This is a genomic window from Staphylococcus sp. EG-SA-14, from assembly GCF_017151935.1.
Taxonomy (GTDB): domain Bacteria; phylum Bacillota; class Bacilli; order Staphylococcales; family Staphylococcaceae; genus Staphylococcus; species Staphylococcus aureus.
Window position 1 is genome coordinate 32,612 of record NZ_JACVZM010000020.1, and the last position, 19,773, is coordinate 52,384.

Here is a 19,773-nt window from a genome sequence, read left to right on the forward strand (position 1 = left end):
TCCCCCTAGTATCTTCTGTTTATATGAAAAATTGGGTGCGCTGAATTGCTAACGTTTTGCGCTATAACTACTCATATATGATAACATAATTGTACAGTATAATTTGAAAAATTGATTTCACAAAGTTGGGGTGTCAAAGATGATTAAATGTGTCTGTTTAGTTGAAGAAACAGCTGATAAAATATTACTTGTTCAAGTAAGGAATCGCGAAAAGTATTATTTCCCAGGTGGTAAAATAGAAGAAGGGGAATCACGAGTACAAGCGCTGTTAAGAGAAGTAAAAGAAGAATTAAATTTAACATTAACAATGGATGAAATTGAATATATCGGGACAATTGTAGGTCCTGCATATCCACAACAGGATATGTTAACTGAGTTAAATGGATTTCGCGCATTAACCAAAATCAATTGGGAAAACGTAACTATCAATAATGAAATTACGGATATACGCTGGATTGATAAAGATAATGATGCGTTGATTGCGCCTGCTGTCAAAGTTTGGATTGAAACGTATGGTGGTAAACATGACAAATAATGACACCATCATGTTACGACATTATGTCCCACAAGATTATTCGATGTTAGAAGCTTTTCAATTAAGTGAAAGTGATTTGAAGTTTGTTAAAACGCCAGAGGAAAATATTACAGCTGCAATGTCTGATAATGAAAGGTATCCCATCGTTGTAATGGATGGCAAGCAATGTGTGGCCTTTTTTACATTACATCGTGGAAAAGGGGTCGCACCATTTAGCGATAACCAAGATGCAGTATTTTTCAGGTCATTTAGTGTTGATCAACGTTATCGTAATAGAGGAATAGGTAAAGTGGTAATGGAAAAATTGGCGTCATTTATCACTTCAACATTTCAGGATATTAATGAGATTGTGTTAACGGTTAATACTGACAATCCACATGCCATGGCACTTTATCGCCAACAAGGATATCAATATATGGGAGATAGTATGTTCATCGGAAGACCTGTTCATATTATGGCGTTAACTATAAAATAAATTAAATTTAAAAGCATCTTTACTCATCGTCGACCACAACAATTAATGATGAATAAAGGTGCTTTTTGTTATAGATCATCGGACAATTTACTATAGTAAAAAGCGACCTAGTGAACAATTGACATATATCCACAGGTCGCTTAACTTAAGTTATATTGCTAGTTGCGATTAATTGATAGACTCATCATTTTTGCGCTGTCGAGATGGTCTTTTTATTAAAAATGCCGTAATCCAAGCCGTAATCGGAATACTGATTGCAACGGCAATACCGCCTAAAATAATAGAAATAAATTCTTGGGCAAATATTTTCGAGTTTATAATATGACCAAATGAATATTTAAGTTTGAAAAACCAAATAAATAAAGCAAGTTGGCCACCAAAAAAGGCAAGGTAAATCGTGTTCGCAGATGTCGCTAAAATTTCTCTACCAACACGCATGCCAGATTGGAATAATTCGTATTGCGTAAGTGTTGGATTCACTTGATGCAATTCATAAATGGGTGAACTAATGGTAATCGTTAAATCTATCACAGCTGCAATAACAGCAAGAATAATAGTGAACACCATAAATTGAACCATATCAATGCCAATATTCATTGAATACACATATGTTTCATCTTGTTGTTCGGTTGAAAAGCCTTGTAGATGACCGAAGTAGACCGATAAATAAATGAGTGTAATCAACAATATTGTTGTAACGATAGTGCTGATAAATGCAGCTTGTGTTTTAACATTGTAACTATTGAGTACGAATAAATTACAAGCGCCAATAATAATGCAGAAAAAGAATGTGACGACATAAATCGGTACGCCAAAAATAATCAACACAATACTAATAATTAAAATAGCGAAATTTAAAAATAGGGTTAAATAAGAGATGAATCCCTTTTTACCTCCGAAAATTATCATCAGAAAGAGGAGCAATACCGCCAATATAAATACAGCATTCATTGTTTCGCCCTCCTTAATGTTTCAAATATTTCCATAAACAATATTGTGATAGGAATTGTAAGTACGATACCTATACCACCTGTTAGTGCGCGCGCAATTTCTAACGACCAATTCATCGAAATAGTATAAGTCACTGTATTGGCATTTTTTAAAAAGATTAAAAACATAGGTAGTGCACCGGATAAATATGAGAATAATAAGATGTTAGTCATTGTTCCCATAATATCTTGGCCTATGTTTCGCCCAGCAAGCGCCCATCTCCTCATTGAAATGTGCGGCGTACGCTGTAAAATTTCATGCATACCACTAGCAATTGTAATTGCAACATCCATAATAGCGCCAAGTGAACCTATTAACACTGAGGCTAGGAAGATATCTTTCGGTGGTAATGATAAAAAGTTCATCGTTTCATATTTAATGCCTTTACCATCTGTCATATATATGATTAATTCTGTTAAACCTATACTCAAAAAAGTTCCGATAATTGTACTGGCTATGGTAATGAGTGTACGCATATGCCAGCCTGTAACGAGCAATAAAGTGAGTATTGTTGAACAGATCATGGCAATGGTCATGAGTAAGAATAAATTAATATTGCTATGTTGAATATGAATGTAAATTGCGATTAATATGGCAATAGAATTCAAGATTAACGATAAAATCGATTGCAGTCCGACTTTGCGACCAACCAATAATACAGTTAATAAGAACAAACCAGTGATGATAACCGTTAAGGTATCACGCTTCTTTTCTATAATATAAGCATCACTCGGCTTGTTAGAAATATGTAATAATACTTTTTCGTGTGTGCGAAATGCCTCAGAATCTGCTTGCGATTTGACGTACTGATGATTAATCGTCGTCGTTTCTCCAGCAAATTGACCATTTAATATTTTGACTTTTAATTGATTTTTATATTTAATATCACGATTATTTTGTGCATCTTTTGTAGGTGTCGAAGAAACATGTTTGACATCTATAATTTGACCAATTGGTTTGTTGTAAAAGTTCTCATTATTGAATGTAAATAAAATAGCACCAATGAATGCGATGCAGAACAAACCTAAAATTATATTAAATGGCTTTGTAAATAAATTTCTATATTTCAAAAACAAAACCCCAATTCTATGAATGAATTAATATGGTGATTATACGCCCTTAATTTTTTATTTTCAAAGATATTACTGCTAAGTGTAAAACGAAAATCATCATTGATAAAGTCGAATTACTTAATGGAATGTAGACGTTTTAGTCATTAATTGCTGAATAAGTGTTAATAAGATACCAATATCACTCTTTGTATAAGGCTCCTTTGTAATAGCACATATCGTTCTTTTTAATTCAGTATGATCTAATTTTATATCTATCCATGATTTAGATTCTGGTAAATGTATATTTTGTGATGAAATGATATAACCTTCTTTTTGACGAAGGAGATACTGCGCAAGTGGTTGGCTACTGATTGTGTATACATCTGATTTAGTAATCTTGCGCAATTGTTTTTTTACAGTTTCGGCAAATGGTGCCAAGCAATAAATATGACTATGCTCAAACTGAATTAATGGTGGGTGTGTCGCCATCGTAATTGGATCGTCTGAAGGCGCATATAAATGATAGTGCTCTTCGAATAAAGGTAGCATATGTAATTGTTTGTGTTTACGTATTTCTGGTGTAAGTTCCGTGAAACCAATGTCTATATTCCCATTTAATACGCTATTTATAATTGTGTCATGTTCTAATAAGCTCGGTATGACATGTGTATCATTTTGTAAATGAAACGTTTGGATAAGTGGTAGTAACATGTGGGATACGTCACTCTCATCATAGCCAATGTAGATACTTTTATTTTTAGTTAATCCATGGCTTTGAAATTGTTCAATCGTGCTATCTAAATGTTCAATAATACGCAGAGCTTCATTAAATAATAATTTCCCTTCAGATGTGAGCGTAATATTGCGTCCTTGCTTTTTAAATAAAGACACATTAAGTTCTTGTTCTAATAATGTAATTTGACGGCTTATCGCTGATTGAGCAATGTTTAGTTCAAGTGCTGTTTCAGAGATATGTTCTCTTTTAGCGACCTCGATAAAATATCTTAATTGTTTAATTTCCATAGCGATATAGGCACCTCCAAAAATGAGTGTTTTGTAACTATTATAGCAATATTATTGATAAATGTTCTATTTTTTAGATGAATATCTTCTATTTTATATATTGAACAGATAAATTTTTTAGATTATAGTAATTATCATTAATAACTAATATCAGAATATTCTAAAAAAGGGGTGTGCATCATGCACAATGAGAAATTAATTAAAGGCTTATATGACTATCGTGAGGAACATGATGCGTGTGGTATTGGTTTTTATGCGAATATGGATAATAAAAGGTCTCACGACATCATTGATAAATCGCTTGAAATGTTGCGACGCTTAGATCATAGGGGCGGGGTCGGCGCAGATGGCATCACTGGTGATGGCGCAGGTATTATGACTGAAATACCTTTTGCATTTTTCAAACAACATGTAACGGACTTTGATATCCCAGGTGAAGGTGAATATGCCGTGGGGTTATTTTTTTCCAAAGAACGCATTTTAGGTTCTGAACATGAAGTAGTTTTTAAAAAATATTTTGAAGGCGAAGGGTTATCAATTCTTGGTTATCGTAATGTACCAGTTAATAAAGATGCCATTGCTAAACATGTAGCAGATACGATGCCAGTCATTCAACAAGTGTTTATTGATATTAGGGACATTGAAGATGTTGAAAAGCGTTTGTTTTTAGCGAGAAAACAATTAGAGTTCTATTCGACTCAGTGCGATTTAGAATTGTATTTTACGAGCTTATCACGCAAAACAATTGTATATAAAGGTTGGTTACGATCAGACCAAATTAAAAAACTATATACAGATTTATCGGATGATTTATATCAATCAAAGCTAGGGTTAGTGCATTCGAGATTTAGTACGAATACATTCCCGAGTTGGAAAAGGGCACATCCTAACCGTATGTTAATGCATAATGGTGAGATTAACACGATTAAAGGTAATGTAAACTGGATGCGAGCACGCCAACATAAATTAATCGAAACATTATTTGGCGAGGATCAACATAAAGTGTTTCAAATTGTCGATGAGGATGGTAGTGACTCTGCTATTGTAGATAATGCGCTAGAGTTCTTATCGTTAGCCATGGAGCCAGAAAAGGCAGCGATGCTACTCATACCTGAACCTTGGTTATATAATGAAGCGAATGATGCAAATGTACGTGCGTTTTATGAATTTTATAGTTATTTAATGGAACCGTGGGATGGTCCTACAATGATTTCGTTCTGTAACGGTGACAAACTTGGCGCGCTTACAGATAGAAATGGATTACGTCCAGGTCGTTATACGATTACTAAAGATAACTTTATTGTCTTTTCATCTGAAGTGGGTGTTGTGGACGTACCTGAAAGTAATGTTGCTTTTAAAGGTCAATTGAATCCTGGAAAGTTATTGCTTGTTGATTTTAAACAGAATAAAGTCATTGAAAATAATGATTTAAAAGGTGCGATTGCTGGAGAATTACCATATAAAGCGTGGATTGATAACCATAAAGTTGACTTTGATTTTGAAAATATACAATATCAAGATTCGCAATGGAAAGATGAGACGTTATTTAAATTACAACGTCAGTTTGCATACACGAAAGAAGAGATTCATAAGTATATTCAGGAACTTGTAGAAGGTAAGAAGGATCCTATCGGTGCAATGGGATATGATGCGCCAATTGCAGTGTTGAACGAGCGACCAGAATCACTATTTAATTACTTTAAACAGCTGTTTGCACAAGTTACGAATCCACCAATTGATGCGTATCGTGAAAAAATCGTAACGAGTGAACTTTCTTATTTAGGTGGCGAAGGTAACTTACTAGCACCTGACGAAACGGTTTTAGATCGTATTCAATTGAAAAGGCCGGTATTGAATGAATCACACTTAGCAGCGATTAATCAGGAACATTTTAAATTAACTTATTTATCAACGGTATATGAAGGGGATTTGGAAGATGCGTTAGAAGCATTAGGACGAGAAGCAGTGGATGCTGTAAAGCAAGGCGCTCAAATTCTAGTGTTAGATGATAGTGGATTAGTTGATAGCAATGGCTTTGCAATGCCGATGTTACTCGCAATAAGTCATGTGCATCAATTACTTATTAAAGCAGATTTACGTATGTCTACAAGTTTAGTCGCTAAATCTGGTGAGACACGAGAAGTGCATCATGTTGCTTGTTTACTCGCATATGGCGCGAATGCAATTGTGCCATACCTAGCGCAACGTACAGTTGAACAACTGACATTGACAGAAGGGTTACAAGGCACCGTTGTCGATAATGTTAAGACATATACGGATGTATTGTCAGAAGGTGTCATTAAAGTAATGGCTAAGATGGGAATTTCGACAGTGCAAAGTTATCAAGGTGCACAAATATTTGAAGCGATTGGCTTGTCTCATGATGTGATTGATCGTTATTTTACTGGAACACAGTCTAAGTTATCGGGTATTTCGATTGATCAAATTGATGCTGAAAATAAAGCACGTCAACAAAGTGATGATAATTATCTTGCATCAGGTAGTACATTTCAATGGAGACAACAAGGTCAACATCATGCTTTTAATCCGGAATCTATTTTCTTATTGCAGCACGCATGTAAAGAAAATGACTATGCGCAATTTAAAGCATACTCTGAAGCGGTGAACAAAAATAGAACAGATCACATTAGACATTTACTTGAATTTAAAGCATGTACACCGATTGACATCGACCAAGTTGAACCGGTAAGTGACATTGTCAAACGCTTTAATACAGGGGCGATGAGTTATGGATCGATTTCAGCGGAAGCACATGAAACGTTAGCACAAGCCATGAACCAATTAGGTGGAAAGAGTAATAGTGGTGAAGGTGGCGAAGATGCAAAACGTTATGAAGTACAAGTTGATGGAAGCAACAAAGTAAGTGCGATTAAACAAGTTGCTTCTGGGCGTTTTGGTGTAACTAGTGATTATTTACAACATGCCAAAGAAATTCAAATTAAAGTTGCGCAAGGTGCAAAGCCTGGTGAAGGTGGTCAATTACCTGGTACTAAGGTATATCCGTGGATTGCGAAGACAAGAGGGTCAACGCCAGGTATCGGTCTGATTTCACCACCGCCACATCATGATATTTATTCAATAGAAGATTTAGCGCAACTGATACATGATTTGAAAAATGCGAATAAAGATGCAGATATCGCGGTAAAATTAGTTTCGAAAACAGGTGTTGGTACCATTGCATCTGGGGTGGCAAAAGCATTTGCAGATAAAATTGTCATCAGTGGTTACGATGGTGGTACAGGGGCTTCACCTAAAACGAGTATTCAGCATGCCGGTGTTCCTTGGGAGATTGGTTTAGCAGAAACACATCAAACATTAAAACTAAATGACTTAAGAAGTCGTGTTAAGTTAGAAACAGACGGTAAGTTATTAACTGGTAAAGATGTAGCGTACGCATGTGCGCTTGGAGCGGAAGAATTTGGATTTGCAACTGCACCATTAGTGGTGTTGGGCTGTATTATGATGCGTGTATGCCATAAAGATACATGTCCAGTAGGAGTTGCAACTCAAAACAAAGATTTACGTGCTTTATATAGAGGTAAAGCACATCATGTTGTTAATTTTATGCATTTTATTGCACAAGAATTAAGAGAAATTTTAGCATCTTTAGGTTTGAAACGTGTAGAAGACTTAGTTGGAAGAACTGATTTATTACAACGATCATCAACATTAAAAGCGAATAGCAAAGCGGCTAGTATTGATGTTGAAAAACTGTTATGTCCTTTCGATGGGCCAAACACAAAAGAAATTCAACAAAATCATAATCTTGAGCATGGATTTGATTTAACAAATTTATATGAAGTAACGAAGCCATATATTGCTGAAGGACGTCGCTATACAGGTAGCTTTACAGTAAATAATGAACAACGTGATGTAGGAGTTATTACAGGTAGTGAGATTTCGAAACAATATGGAGAAGCAGGACTTCCTGAAAATACAATTAATGTTTATACGAATGGTCATGCTGGTCAAAGTCTTGCAGCATACGCACCGAAAGGCTTAATGATTCATCATACTGGAGATGCGAATGACTATGTTGGTAAAGGATTATCTGGTGGTACGGTCATTGTCAAAGCACCTTTTGAAGAACGACAAAATGAAATTATTGCTGGTAACGTCTCATTCTATGGTGCGACAGGTGGTAAGGCATTTATTAACGGTAGTGCAGGAGAAAGATTCTGTATTAGAAATAGTGGTGTAGATGTTGTCGTTGAAGGTATCGGTGACCATGGATTAGAGTACATGACTGGTGGACATGTCATTAATTTAGGGGATGTAGGTAAGAACTTCGGTCAAGGTATGAGTGGTGGTATTGCTTACGTTATCCCGTCTGATGTAGAAGCTTTTGTTGAAAATAATCAACTAGATACGCTTTCGTTTACAAAGATTAAACACCAAGAAGAAAAAGCATTCATTAAGCAAATGCTGGAAGAACATGTGTCACACACGAATAGTACGAGAGCGATTCATGTGTTAAAACATTTTGATCGCATTGAAGATGTCGTCGTTAAAGTTATTCCAAAAGATTATCAATTAATGATGCAAAAAATTCATTTGCACAAATCATTACATGACAATGAAGATGAAGCGATGTTAGCTGCATTTTACGATGACAGTAAAACAATCGACGCTAAACATAAACCAGCCGTTGTGTATTAAGGAAAGGGGGAGATACGATGGGTGAATTTAAAGGATTTATGAAGTATGACAAACAGTACTTAGGTGAATTATCACTGGTAGACCGTTTGAAGCATCATAAAGCATATCAACAACGATTTACTAAAGAAGATGCCTCTATCCAAGGTGCACGATGTATGGATTGTGGAACGCCGTTTTGTCAAACCGGACAACAGTATGGTAGGGAAACAATAGGTTGTCCAATTGGAAACTACATTCCTGAATGGAACGACTTAGTGTATCATCAAGATTTTAAAACTGCTTATGAACGCTTAAGCGAAACAAATAACTTTCCTGACTTTACAGGACGTGTGTGTCCTGCACCATGTGAAAGTGCTTGTGTAATGAAGATTAATAGAGAATCGATAGCGATTAAAGGGATTGAGCGCACGATTATTGATGAAGCTTTTGAAAATGGTTGGGTTGAGCCGAAAATTCCAAGTCATCGTAGAAATGAAAAAGTTGCAATCATTGGTAGTGGTCCTGCAGGATTGACTGCCGCTGAAGAACTGAATTTATTAGGGTACCAAGTGACAATTTATGAGCGTGCTAGAGAATCAGGCGGTTTATTAATGTATGGTATTCCAAATATGAAGCTTGATAAATATGTCGTTCGTCGTCGTATTAAATTAATGGAAGAAGCGGGCATAACTTTCATTAACGGCGTTGAAGTAGGTGTTGATATTGATAAAGAAACTTTAGAATCTGAGTATGACGCTATTATATTATGTACTGGGGCACAAAAAGGTAGGGATTTACCTTTGGAAGGTCGCATGGGTGAAGGTATACATTTTGCTATGGACTATCTGACTGAACAAACACAACTTTTAAATGGTGAAATTGATGATATCACTATTACAGCAAAGGATAAAAATGTCATCATTATTGGTGCTGGTGATACAGGAGCAGACTGTGTAGCAACGGCATTAAGAGAAAACTGTAAATCGATTGTTCAATTCAATAAGTATACGAAATTACCTGAAGCTATTACATTTGAAGAAAATGCTTCTTGGCCATTAGCGATGCCAGTATTTAAAATGGATTATGCACACCAAGAGTACGAAGCTAAGTTTGGTAAGGAACCACGTGCATATGGTGTTCAAACAATGCGTTACGATGTTGACGATAAAGGACACATACGTGGTTTGTATACTCAAATTTTAGAGCAAGGCGAAAATGGTATGGTCATGAAAGAAGGACCTGAAAGATTTTGGCCTGCTGACCTTGTATTATTATCAATCGGCTTCGAAGGTACAGAACCAACTGTACCGAATGCTTTTAACATTAAAACGGATAGAAATCGAATCGTGGCGGATGATACAAACTATCAAACTAATAATGAAAAAGTATTTGCTGCTGGAGATGCTAGACGTGGTCAAAGTTTAGTTGTATGGGCGATTAAAGAAGGTAGAGGCGTAGCGAAAGCAGTAGATCAGTATTTAGCGAGTAAAGTTTGTGTATAATCTTTGTATGGAAATGGTGGTTACGTTGACGTTGTGGCATGCTGAATCGAGTTTGAAATAATCTAGTATCTATCAACGTCACATGCTATCTTTGTAACCTAAAAACAAAGGTTTGTAAGACAACAAATAGATTAATTATAAGTAGTGATTTTTTACATTCGTTTATAGGTCAACTGTAGTGGAAGACAATGATTTGTGGTAATCATGTAATGCTTAAAAACAATATTGACTTTTACAGAACGTTCATATATGATAAATATTGTGTTTAGGAGGAATACCCAAGTCCGGCTGAAGGGATCGGTCTTGAAAACCGACAGGGGCTTAACGGCTCGCGGGGGTTCGAATCCCTCTTCCTCCGCCATCAATATTTATATTAAATTCTATATATAATGAAGGTAAGTGCTCAAATTTTGAGTATTTACCTTTTTTATTTGTCTTTGAATGGCTCGTAATTTTTGATAATAGAAATGATAAGGCATTGAGATTGGAAGGGCATTTGGCTTGTGCAATATACATAGCTAAATGTCTTTTTTGTTTTGTGAAATATGATGGATGGCTTGTGTGGACAAGTTTGCTATTTATAGATATGCATTTTTCAATTTAGGAGTTGGCCATGCATCTACACTTTATAATGGTGAGAGCGTGGTGAGGTATTGTTAATAACGCAATTGTAGCGAGGAGTTATTGCTACATATGTCGTTATGGCTCATTGATTTTCTGAAATGGCTACCCCAGATAATTGTGACAAAATAAAAATATTTTGTTGAAAGCCTTTACATAACTTGTCTAGACAAGTTATACTCGTTTTAAGACATTAAGGGAGTGAAATATATGGCTGTAAAAAGAGAAGATGTAAAAGCCATCGTAACCGCTATTGGGGGAAAAGAAAATCTTGAAGCTGCAACGCATTGTGTAACACGATTACGTTTAGTGCTGAAGGATGAAAGTAAAGTTGATAAAGACGCATTAAGTAATAACGCGTTGGTCAAGGGGCAGTTTAAAGCAGACCATCAATATCAAATTGTCATTGGTCCAGGAACAGTCGATGAAGTGTATAAGCAGTTTATTGATGAAACAGGTGCTCAAGAAGCTTCGAAAGATGAAGCGAAACAAGCAGCTGCACAAAAAGGGAATCCAGTACAACGTTTGATCAAATTGTTAGGGGATATTTTTATACCAATATTACCTGCGATTGTGACAGCTGGTTTGTTAATGGGGATCAATAATTTACTTACAATGAAAGGTTTATTTGGTCCAAAAGCACTTATTGAGATGTATCCGCAAATTGCTGATATTTCAAACATCATTAATGTGATTGCGAGTACGGCATTTATTTTCTTACCAGCATTAATTGGTTGGAGTAGTATGCGTGTATTTGGTGGTAGTCCGATTCTAGGCATAGTCTTAGGTTTGATTTTAATGCATCCGCAATTAGTATCTCAGTATGATTTGGCAAAAGGGAATATTCCGACGTGGAACTTATTTGGCTTAGAGATTAAGCAGTTGAATTACCAAGGTCAAGTGTTGCCTGTTTTAATTGCAGCTTATGTTCTAGCTAAAATTGAAAAAGGATTAAATAAAGTCGTTCACGATTCGATAAAAATGTTGGTCGTTGGCCCCGTAGCGCTTTTAGTTACTGGATTTTTAGCATTTATTATCATTGGACCAGTTGCGTTATTGATTGGTACAGGTATTACATCTGGTGTTACATTTATATTCCAACATGCAGGATGGCTTGGCGGAGCAATATATGGATTGTTATATGCACCACTTGTAATTACAGGACTACACCATATGTTTTTAGCAGTAGATTTCCAATTGATGGGTAGCAGCTTAGGTGGTACGTACTTATGGCCAATCGTTGCGATTTCCAATATTTGTCAGGGCTCTGCAGCATTTGGAGCATGGTTTGTCTATAAACGTCGTAAAATGGTTAAAGAAGAAGGCTTGGCATTAACATCTTGTATTTCTGGTATGTTAGGTGTTACTGAACCAGCTATGTTTGGTGTGAACTTACCTCTGAAATATCCATTTATCGCTGCGATATCAACATCTTGTGTATTGGGGGCAATCGTTGGTATGAATAACGTACTTGGAAAAGTTGGTGTTGGTGGCGTGCCAGCATTCATTTCAATTCAAAAAGAATTTTGGCCAGTATATCTTATTGTGACAGCTATTGCTATTGTTGTACCATGTATACTAACAATTGTGATGTCTCATTTTAGTAAACAAAAAGCGAAAGAAATTGTTGAAGATTAATAAAATAAAAAAGGGGCGTTCGTTATTTGGACGTCCTTTATTACGTTATAAGGTGGTAATTGTGTGTCGAAAGAAATAGATTGGAGAAAATCCGTTGTATATCAAATTTATCCTAAGTCGTTTAATGATACGACGGGGAATGGTATAGGAGATATCAACGGAATTATAGAAAAATTGGATTATATCAAGTTATTGGGTGTTGATTATATTTGGTTAACACCAGTGTATGAATCACCTATGAATGATAATGGCTATGATATCAGCAATTATTTAGAAATCAATGAAGACTTTGGAACGATGGATGATTTTGAAAAGTTAATCAAAGTTGCTCATCAAAAAGACTTGAAAGTGATGTTAGATATTGTCATTAATCATACGTCGACGGAGCATGAATGGTTTAAAGAAGCCCGTAAATCTAAAGATAACCCTTATAGAGATTATTACTTTTTCAGATCATCTGAAGACGGGCCGCCAACAAATTGGCATTCTAAATTCGGTGGTAATGCATGGAAGTATGATTCTGAGACAGATGAATATTATTTACATTTATTTGATGTCAGTCAAGCTGATTTAAATTGGGATAATCCGGAAGTACGTCAATCGTTATATCGCATAGTCAATCATTGGATAGACTTCGGCGTTGATGGTTTTCGATTTGATGTCATTAACTTAATTTCTAAAGGTGAATTTAAGGACTCTGACAAAATAGGTAAAGAATTTTATACGGATGGTCCTAGAGTGCATGAGTTTCTGCATGAATTAAATCGTCAAACGTTTGGTAACACTGACATGATGACTGTAGGAGAAATGTCTTCGACGACGATTGAAAATTGTATTAAGTATACACAGCCAGAACGTCAAGAATTGAATAGTGTTTTTAATTTTCATCATCTAAAGGTTGATTATGTTGATGGTGAAAAGTGGACAAATGCGAAGCTTGATTTCCATAAGTTAAAGGAAATTCTGATGCAATGGCAACGAGGTATTTATGACGGTGGCGGATGGAACGCGATTTTTTGGTGTAATCATGATCAGCCACGGGTAGTGTCTAGATTTGGTGATGATACGTCGGAAGAGATGAGGATACAAAGTGCTAAAATGTTAGCTATCGCACTGCATATGTTGCAAGGGACGCCATATATTTACCAAGGTGAAGAAATTGGTATGACGGACCCACGTTTTACATCAATAGCACAATATCGTGATGTTGAATCGATTAATGCCTACCATCAGTTGTTAAGTGAAGGGCATGCTGAAGCGGATGTATTAGCGATTTTAGGACAGAAGTCACGAGACAATTCGAGAACGCCTATGCAATGGAGTGATGATGTTAATGCTGGATTTACAGCTGGTAAGCCTTGGATTGATATTTCGGAAAATTATCATCAGGTCAACGTTAGACAAGCACTTCAGAATAAAGAGTCTATTTTCTATACGTATCAAAAATTAATACAATTAAGACATACGCATGATATTATTACGTATGGAGACATTGTGCCACGTTTTATGGATCATGATCATTTATTTGTTTATGAACGTCATTATAAGAATCAACAATGGCTAGTAATTGCGAATTTCTCAGCATCGGCGGTTGATTTGCCAGAAGGATTGACTAGCGAAGGTCGTGTTGTGATTCAAACAGGCACAGTGGAAAATAATACGATAAGCGGGTTTGGTGCAATTGTAATCGAAACAAACGCGTAAAATAAATTGAGTGGATGCGTTTATATGGCGAAACAAAAAAAGTTTATGAAGATTTATGAGGCGTTGAAAGAAGATATATTAAACGGGCAGATTCAATATGGTGAACAAATTCCGTCTGAACATGATTTGGTGCAATTGTACCAGTCATCTCGAGAGACCGTGCGTAAGGCATTAGATTTGTTGGCATTAGACGGCATGATTCAAAAGATTCATGGTAAAGGGTCACTTGTCATTTATCAGGAGGTTACAGAGTTTCCATTTTCTGAACTTGTGAGTTTTAAAGAAATGCAAGAAGAAATGGGCGTCGCATATTTAACTGAAGTTGTTCTGAATGAGGTTGTTGAAGCGCATGAAGTTCCAGAAGTTCAACATGCTTTAAACATCAATTCTAGTGAATCCCTCATTCATATTGTTAGAACTCGTCGGCTTAACCAACATGTGAAGATTGTTGATGAAGATTATTTTCTAAAGTCGATTGTTTCAGATATAGGTAATGATGTTGCGAGTGATTCTATTTATGATTATTTGGAAAAGGTATTAAATCTTAATATTAGTTATTCAAGTAAGTCTATTACTTTTGAACCGTTTGATGAACAAGCATATCAATTGTTTGGTGATGTATCGGTGGCTTATTCAGCAACAGTTCGAAGTATTGTGTATTTAGAAAATACAATGCCGTTTCAATATAATATTTCAAAACATCTTGCAAATGAATTTAAATTTAACGACTTCTCAAGACGTCGTATAAAGTAAACAATGATATAAATGATTTATACTTGCAATTAACTATTAAAATATAGTAATATATATCTTGCCGTGCTAGGTGGGGAGGTAGCGGTTCCCTGTACTCGAAATCCGCTTTATGCGAGGCTTAATTCCTTTGTTGAGGCCGTATTTTTGCGAAGTCTGCCCAAAGCACGTAGTGTTTGAAGATTTCGGTCCTATGCAATATGAACCCATGAACCATGTCAGGTCCTGACGGAAGCAGCATTAAGTGGATCATCATATGTGCCGTAGGGTAGCCGAGATTTAGCTAACGACTTTGGTTACGTTCGTGAATTACGTTCGATGCTTAGGTGCACGGTTTTTTATTTTTTAAATATTAAACCGATTATTAAGAGTTGAAAATATATATTTATTTATAGAAGCTACTTTCTTGAAGACAATTCAGCGTATTATACGTGGAACATGTTTGTGGGAAGTAGCTTTTTTATATGTGAAGTTTGATTCAAGTGAACTCGATGTGCAGTTTGAATGATTTTTGTGTCAATGAAAAGTAAGAAGTTATAATTTGATGATAAAGAAATGATGGTGAAATGAGGGGGAGTATCTTACAATAGAATTATTAATGAGATACGTTATGATTATTGACAATCAAATGCCTACGGAGGACATATGCAAATATATTTAAGTACTTTAACAGAGTTAGATTATGATAAATCTTTAAATAGTATTGAAGAAAGTTTTGATGATAATCCTGAAACGAGTTGGCAAGCACGTGCGAAAGTAAAACATTTAAGAAAATCTCCTTGCTATAATTTTGAATTAGAAGTAATAGCGAAAAATGAAAATAACGATGTCGTTGGACACGTTTTATTAATTGAAGTAGAAATTAATAGTGATGATAAGACGTATTATGGTTTGGCGATTGCCTCTTTATCAGTTCATCCTGAATTACGTGGACAAAAATTAGGTCGTGGCTTGGTTCAAGCAGTAGAAGAGCGTGCCAAAGCACAAGAGTATAGTACGGTTGTTGTAGACCATTGTTTTGACTACTTTGAAAAGTTGGGTTATCAAAATGCTGCTGAGCATGACATTAAATTAGAATCTGGTGATGCACCGTTACTTGTAAAATATTTATGGGATAATTTGACGGATGCACCACACGGAATCGTAAAATTTCCAGAACATTTTTATTAATTGTTCAATTAAGAAGTAAAGGTATTATCATGCTATAATGAGAGGTAATTGTTTATGGAGGTGCTAACTTGAATTATCAAGCCTTATATCGTATGTACAGACCCCAAAGTTTCGAGGATGTCGTCGGACAAGAACATGTCACGAAGACATTGCGCAATGCGATTTCGAAAGAAAAACAGTCGCATGCTTATATTTTTAGTGGTCCGAGAGGTACGGGGAAAACGAGTATTGCCAAAGTGTTTGCTAAAGCAATCAACTGTCTAAATAGCACTGATGGAGAACCTTGTAATGAATGTCATATTTGTAAAGGCATTACGCAGGGGACTAATTCAGATGTGATAGAAATTGATGCTGCTAGTAATAATGGCGTTGATGAAATAAGAAATATTAGAGACAAAGTTAAATATGCACCAAGTGAATCGAAATATAAAGTTTATATTATAGATGAGGTGCACATGCTAACAACAGGTGCTTTTAATGCCCTTTTAAAGACGTTAGAAGAACCTCCAGCACACGCTATTTTTATATTGGCAACGACAGAACCACATAAAATCCCTCCAACAATCATTTCTAGGGCACAACGTTTTGATTTTAAAGCAATTAGCCTAGATCAAATTGTTGAACGTTTAAAATTTGTAGCAGATGCACAACAAATTGAATGTGAAGATGAAGCCTTGGCATTTATCGCTAAAGCGTCTGAAGGGGGTATGCGTGATGCATTAAGTATTATGGATCAGGCTATTGCATTTGGTGATGGTACGTTAACATTGCAAGATGCGTTGAATGTCACAGGTAGCGTACATGATGAAGCGTTGGATCACTTGTTTGATGATATTGTACAAGGTGACGTACAAGCATCTTTTAAAAAATACCATCAGTTTATAACAGAGGGTAAAGAAGTGAATCGCCTAATAAATGATATGATTTATTTTGTCAGAGATACGATTATGAATAAAACATCTGAGAAAGATACTGAGTATCGAGCACTGATGAACTTAGAATTAGATATGTTATATCAAATGATTGATCTTATTAATGATACATTAGTGTCGATTCGTTTTAGTGTGAATCAAAACGTTCATTTTGAAGTGTTGTTAGTAAAATTAGCTGAGCAGATTAAGGGTCAACCACAAGTGATTGCGAATGTAGCTGAACCAGCACAAATTGCTTCATCGCCAAACACAGATGTATTGTTGCAACGTATGGAACAGTTAGAGCAAGAACTAAAAACACTAAAAGCACAAGGAGTGAGTGTCGCTCCTGCTCAAAAATCTTCGAAAAAGCCTGCGAGAGGCATACAAAAATCTAAAAATGCATTTTCAATGCAACAAATTGCAAAAGTGCTAGATAAAGCGAATAAGGCAGATATCAAATTGTTGAAAGATCATTGGCAAGAAGTGATTGATCATGCCAAAAACAATGATAAAAAATCACTCGTTAGTTTATTGGAAAATTCGGAACCTGTGGCGGCAAGTGAAGATCACGTACTTGTGAAATTTGAGGAAGAGATCCATTGTGAAATCGTCAATAAAGACGACGAGAAACGTAGTAGCATAGAAAGTGTTGTATGTAATATCGTTAATAAAAACGTTAAAGTTGTTGGTGTACCATCAGATCAATGGCAAAGAGTTCGAACGGAGTATTTACAAAATCGTAAAAACGAAGGTGATGATATGCCAAAGCAACAAGCGCAACAAACAGATATTGCTCAAAAAGCAAAAGATCTTTTCGGTGAAGAAACTGTACATGTGATAGATGAAGAGTGATACATGACAAGCGATATAATCGTATGTATAATGAAAGAAACATCATTTTATTGATAAATATTTATTGATTTTCAAGGAGGAAATGGAATATGCGCGGTGGCGGAAACATGCAACAAATGATGAAACAAATGCAAAAAATGCAAAAGAAAATGGCTCAAGAACAAGAAAAACTTAAAGAAGAGCGTATTGTAGGAACAGCTGGCGGTGGCATGGTTGCAGTTACTGTAACTGGTCATAAAGAAGTTGTCGACGTTGAAATCAAAGAAGAAGCTGTAGACCCAGATGATATTGAAATGCTACAAGACTTAGTGTTAGCAGCTACTAATGAAGCGATGAATAAAGCTGATGAGCTTACTCAAGAACGTTTAGGTAAACATACTCAAGGCTTAAACATCCCTGGAATGTGATCATAGATGCATTATCCAGAACCTATATCAAAACTTATTGATAGCTTTATGAAATTGCCAGGCATTGGTCCAAAGACAGCCCAACGTCTGGCTTTTCATACCTTAGATATGAAAGAAGACGATGTTGTTCAGTTTGCCAAAGCATTAGTAGATGTTAAGAGAGAATTAACATATTGTAGCGTATGTGGTCACATTACTGAAAATGATCCATGTTATATTTGTGAAGATAAGCAAAGAGATCGTTCAGTTATTTGTGTTGTGGAAGATGACAAAGATGTCATAGCTATGGAAAAAATGAGAGAATACAAAGGTTTATATCACGTTTTACATGGGTCTATTTCGCCTATGGATGGCATTGGACCAGAAGATATTAATATTCCTTCATTGATTGAACGCTTAAAAAGCGATGAAGTTAGCGAATTAATCTTAGCTATGAACCCGAACTTAGAGGGGGAATCTACAGCCATGTATATTTCTAGATTAGTTAAGCCTATAGGTATCAAAGTGACGAGATTAGCACAAGGGTTATCGGTAGGTGGCGATTTAGAGTATGCTGACGAAGTAACTTTATCTAAAGCAATCGCAGGTAGAACAGAAATGTAATGTCTTCTATTAAACATTTTTGAATTTAATACTATAGTAAGAAAAGTCACAGTGTAATCATTGTGGCTTTTTTTATGCTGTGGTGTGATGTACTACTTTATTTGCGGTGTGGCGGTGGTATGGTTTACCTAGTTTTACTGAGGGATGGGTAATCTTTAGGAAGCAAGCCGTTGGTTGTGATTTGTTACTTCTAATAGTAATGATGTGAATTGGATTATCGAATTAGATCTACGGTTATGGTGTGTTGGTGCTATTAATTTGATAAATGCGGTTGATGGTTAATGACTATGCAAATGAAATTCTTTTGTAATTGAAATGATAGATGCTGGCTTAGTAGTTGTACTTCTTTGGTCTAAAGTTTATTAAATCAGCCTGTATAGCGGTGTTTTGAGAGGTTATTTAAAACTTGTAAATTTATTTTTAATTTCTGGTAAAAAAATAACGTTCTGTTTTGCGGTTTTTTTGATTGATATGGTTAGAGAAAAATCTGTTTCTTGTTCTAAAAAACGTACTATTTATAAGTGGGGATTTTTTAAGTTCGATTTTTAGGATAAGGGCGTTCAGTACAGATGACAAAGGTGTAATTTTTACTGTTGTTAAGCAGTTTGAAAGCCTGTATAGTATTTATTTGTTGAGGCAAACAAAACAACTCAACTTAAGAAATAACTTGAATTACTAACGAAAATTAATTTTAAAAAGTTGTTGACTTAAATGTTAATAAAATGTATAATTAATTCTTGTCGGTAAGAAAAATGAACATTGAAAACTGAATGACAATATGTCAACGTTAATTCCAAAAAACGTAACTATAAGTTACAAACATTATTTAGTATTTATGAGCTAATCAAACATCATAATTTTTATGGAGAGTTTGATCC

At 35.5% G+C, this 19,773-nt stretch carries 15 protein-coding genes, 1 tRNA gene, 1 other RNA gene and 1 pseudogene; 15 read left to right on the top strand and 3 right to left on the bottom strand.

Features of this window, described 5'->3' with window-relative positions:
- Positions 1-139: 139 nt before the first annotated feature.
- Together IDG63_RS11200 and IDG63_RS11205 are read left to right on the top strand one after the other, a co-directional pair.
- Positions 140-535 carry an NUDIX hydrolase gene (locus IDG63_RS11200; protein ID WP_000588532.1) on the top strand — a complete coding sequence of 132 codons (396 nt, stop codon included), beginning with the start codon at positions 140-142 and terminating at the stop codon, positions 533-535.
- Positions 525-1,010 carry a GNAT family N-acetyltransferase gene (locus IDG63_RS11205; protein WP_000183659.1) on the top strand — a complete coding sequence of 162 codons (486 nt, stop codon included), beginning with the start codon at positions 525-527 and terminating at the stop codon, positions 1,008-1,010. The genes IDG63_RS11200 and IDG63_RS11205 overlap by 11 nt, the downstream gene beginning before the upstream one ends.
- Positions 1,011-1,178: 168 nt before the next feature.
- Here the strand turns inward: IDG63_RS11205 and IDG63_RS11210 are convergent, their stop codons facing one another.
- From IDG63_RS11210 to gltC, 3 genes are all read right to left on the bottom strand, one after another.
- Complete coding sequence (locus IDG63_RS11210; RefSeq protein ID WP_000994683.1) at positions 1,179-1,961, bottom strand: YibE/F family protein; 783 nt, start codon at positions 1,959-1,961, stop codon at positions 1,179-1,181.
- A complete protein-coding gene (locus IDG63_RS11215; protein WP_001794550.1) occupies positions 1,958-3,076 on the bottom strand; it encodes a YibE/F family protein in 1,119 nt (372 codons plus the stop codon). Before IDG63_RS11215 ends, IDG63_RS11210 begins: the two co-directional genes overlap by 4 nt.
- 114 nt (positions 3,077-3,190) lie before the next feature.
- Positions 3,191-4,075 (bottom strand): glutamate biosynthesis transcriptional regulator GltC, encoded by an 885-nt coding sequence (gene gltC / locus IDG63_RS11220; RefSeq protein ID WP_000403916.1) that lies wholly within the window; start codon positions 4,073-4,075, stop codon positions 3,191-3,193.
- Positions 4,076-4,255: 180 nt separating this feature from the next.
- On the opposite strand from gltC, the gene gltB reads away from it, so the two are divergent.
- From gltB to IDG63_RS11285, 13 genes and pseudogenes are all read left to right on the top strand, one after another.
- Positions 4,256-8,755, top strand: a complete 4,500-nt coding sequence (gene gltB / locus IDG63_RS11225; protein ID WP_000551369.1) for a glutamate synthase large subunit — start codon at positions 4,256-4,258, stop codon at positions 8,753-8,755.
- Positions 8,756-8,772: 17 nt separating this feature from the next.
- A complete protein-coding gene (locus IDG63_RS11230; protein ID WP_000503596.1) occupies positions 8,773-10,236 on the top strand; it encodes a glutamate synthase subunit beta in 1,464 nt (487 codons plus the stop codon).
- Between the two features lie 268 nt (positions 10,237-10,504).
- A tRNA-Ser gene (locus IDG63_RS11235) sits at positions 10,505-10,597 on the top strand.
- A gap of 470 nt (positions 10,598-11,067) precedes the next feature.
- The gene (gene treP / locus IDG63_RS11240) at positions 11,068-12,495 is read left to right on the top strand and encodes a PTS system trehalose-specific EIIBC component (protein WP_000279374.1); all 1,428 of its coding nucleotides are present in this window, start codon (positions 11,068-11,070) and stop codon (positions 12,493-12,495) included.
- 63 nt (positions 12,496-12,558) lie between these two features.
- Positions 12,559-14,199: an alpha,alpha-phosphotrehalase gene (gene treC, locus IDG63_RS11245; RefSeq protein WP_000031512.1), complete on the top strand. Its 1,641-nt coding sequence runs from the start codon at positions 12,559-12,561 to the stop codon at positions 14,197-14,199.
- A 24-nt stretch (positions 14,200-14,223) separates the two neighbouring features.
- Positions 14,224-14,952, top strand: a complete 729-nt coding sequence (gene treR, locus IDG63_RS11250) for a trehalose operon repressor (RefSeq protein WP_001118671.1) — start codon at positions 14,224-14,226, stop codon at positions 14,950-14,952.
- A 61-nt stretch (positions 14,953-15,013) separates the two neighbouring features.
- Positions 15,014-15,283, top strand: an RNA gene (ffs, locus tag IDG63_RS11255) — signal recognition particle sRNA large type.
- Positions 15,284-15,355: 72 nt separating this feature from the next.
- Complete coding sequence (locus tag IDG63_RS11260; protein WP_001790661.1) at positions 15,356-15,457, top strand: hypothetical protein; 102 nt, start codon at positions 15,356-15,358, stop codon at positions 15,455-15,457.
- A gap of 137 nt (positions 15,458-15,594) precedes the next feature.
- Positions 15,595-16,119, top strand: a complete 525-nt coding sequence (locus IDG63_RS11265; RefSeq protein ID WP_001167828.1) for a GNAT family N-acetyltransferase — start codon at positions 15,595-15,597, stop codon at positions 16,117-16,119.
- Between the two features lie 68 nt (positions 16,120-16,187).
- On the top strand, positions 16,188-17,885 hold the full coding sequence (gene dnaX / locus IDG63_RS11270; RefSeq protein WP_086095882.1) for a DNA polymerase III subunit gamma/tau: 1,698 nt from the start codon (positions 16,188-16,190) through the stop codon (positions 17,883-17,885).
- An 89-nt stretch (positions 17,886-17,974) separates the two neighbouring features.
- The gene (locus IDG63_RS11275; RefSeq protein ID WP_001213992.1) at positions 17,975-18,292 is read left to right on the top strand and encodes a YbaB/EbfC family nucleoid-associated protein; all 318 of its coding nucleotides are present in this window, start codon (positions 17,975-17,977) and stop codon (positions 18,290-18,292) included.
- A 6-nt stretch (positions 18,293-18,298) separates the two neighbouring features.
- Positions 18,299-18,895 (top strand): recombination mediator RecR, encoded by a 597-nt coding sequence (recR, locus tag IDG63_RS11280; protein ID WP_000559159.1) that lies wholly within the window; start codon positions 18,299-18,301, stop codon positions 18,893-18,895.
- A 204-nt stretch (positions 18,896-19,099) separates the two neighbouring features.
- A pseudogene (locus IDG63_RS11285) lies at positions 19,100-19,205 on the top strand (hypothetical protein).
- Positions 19,206-19,773: the final 568 nt, after the last annotated feature.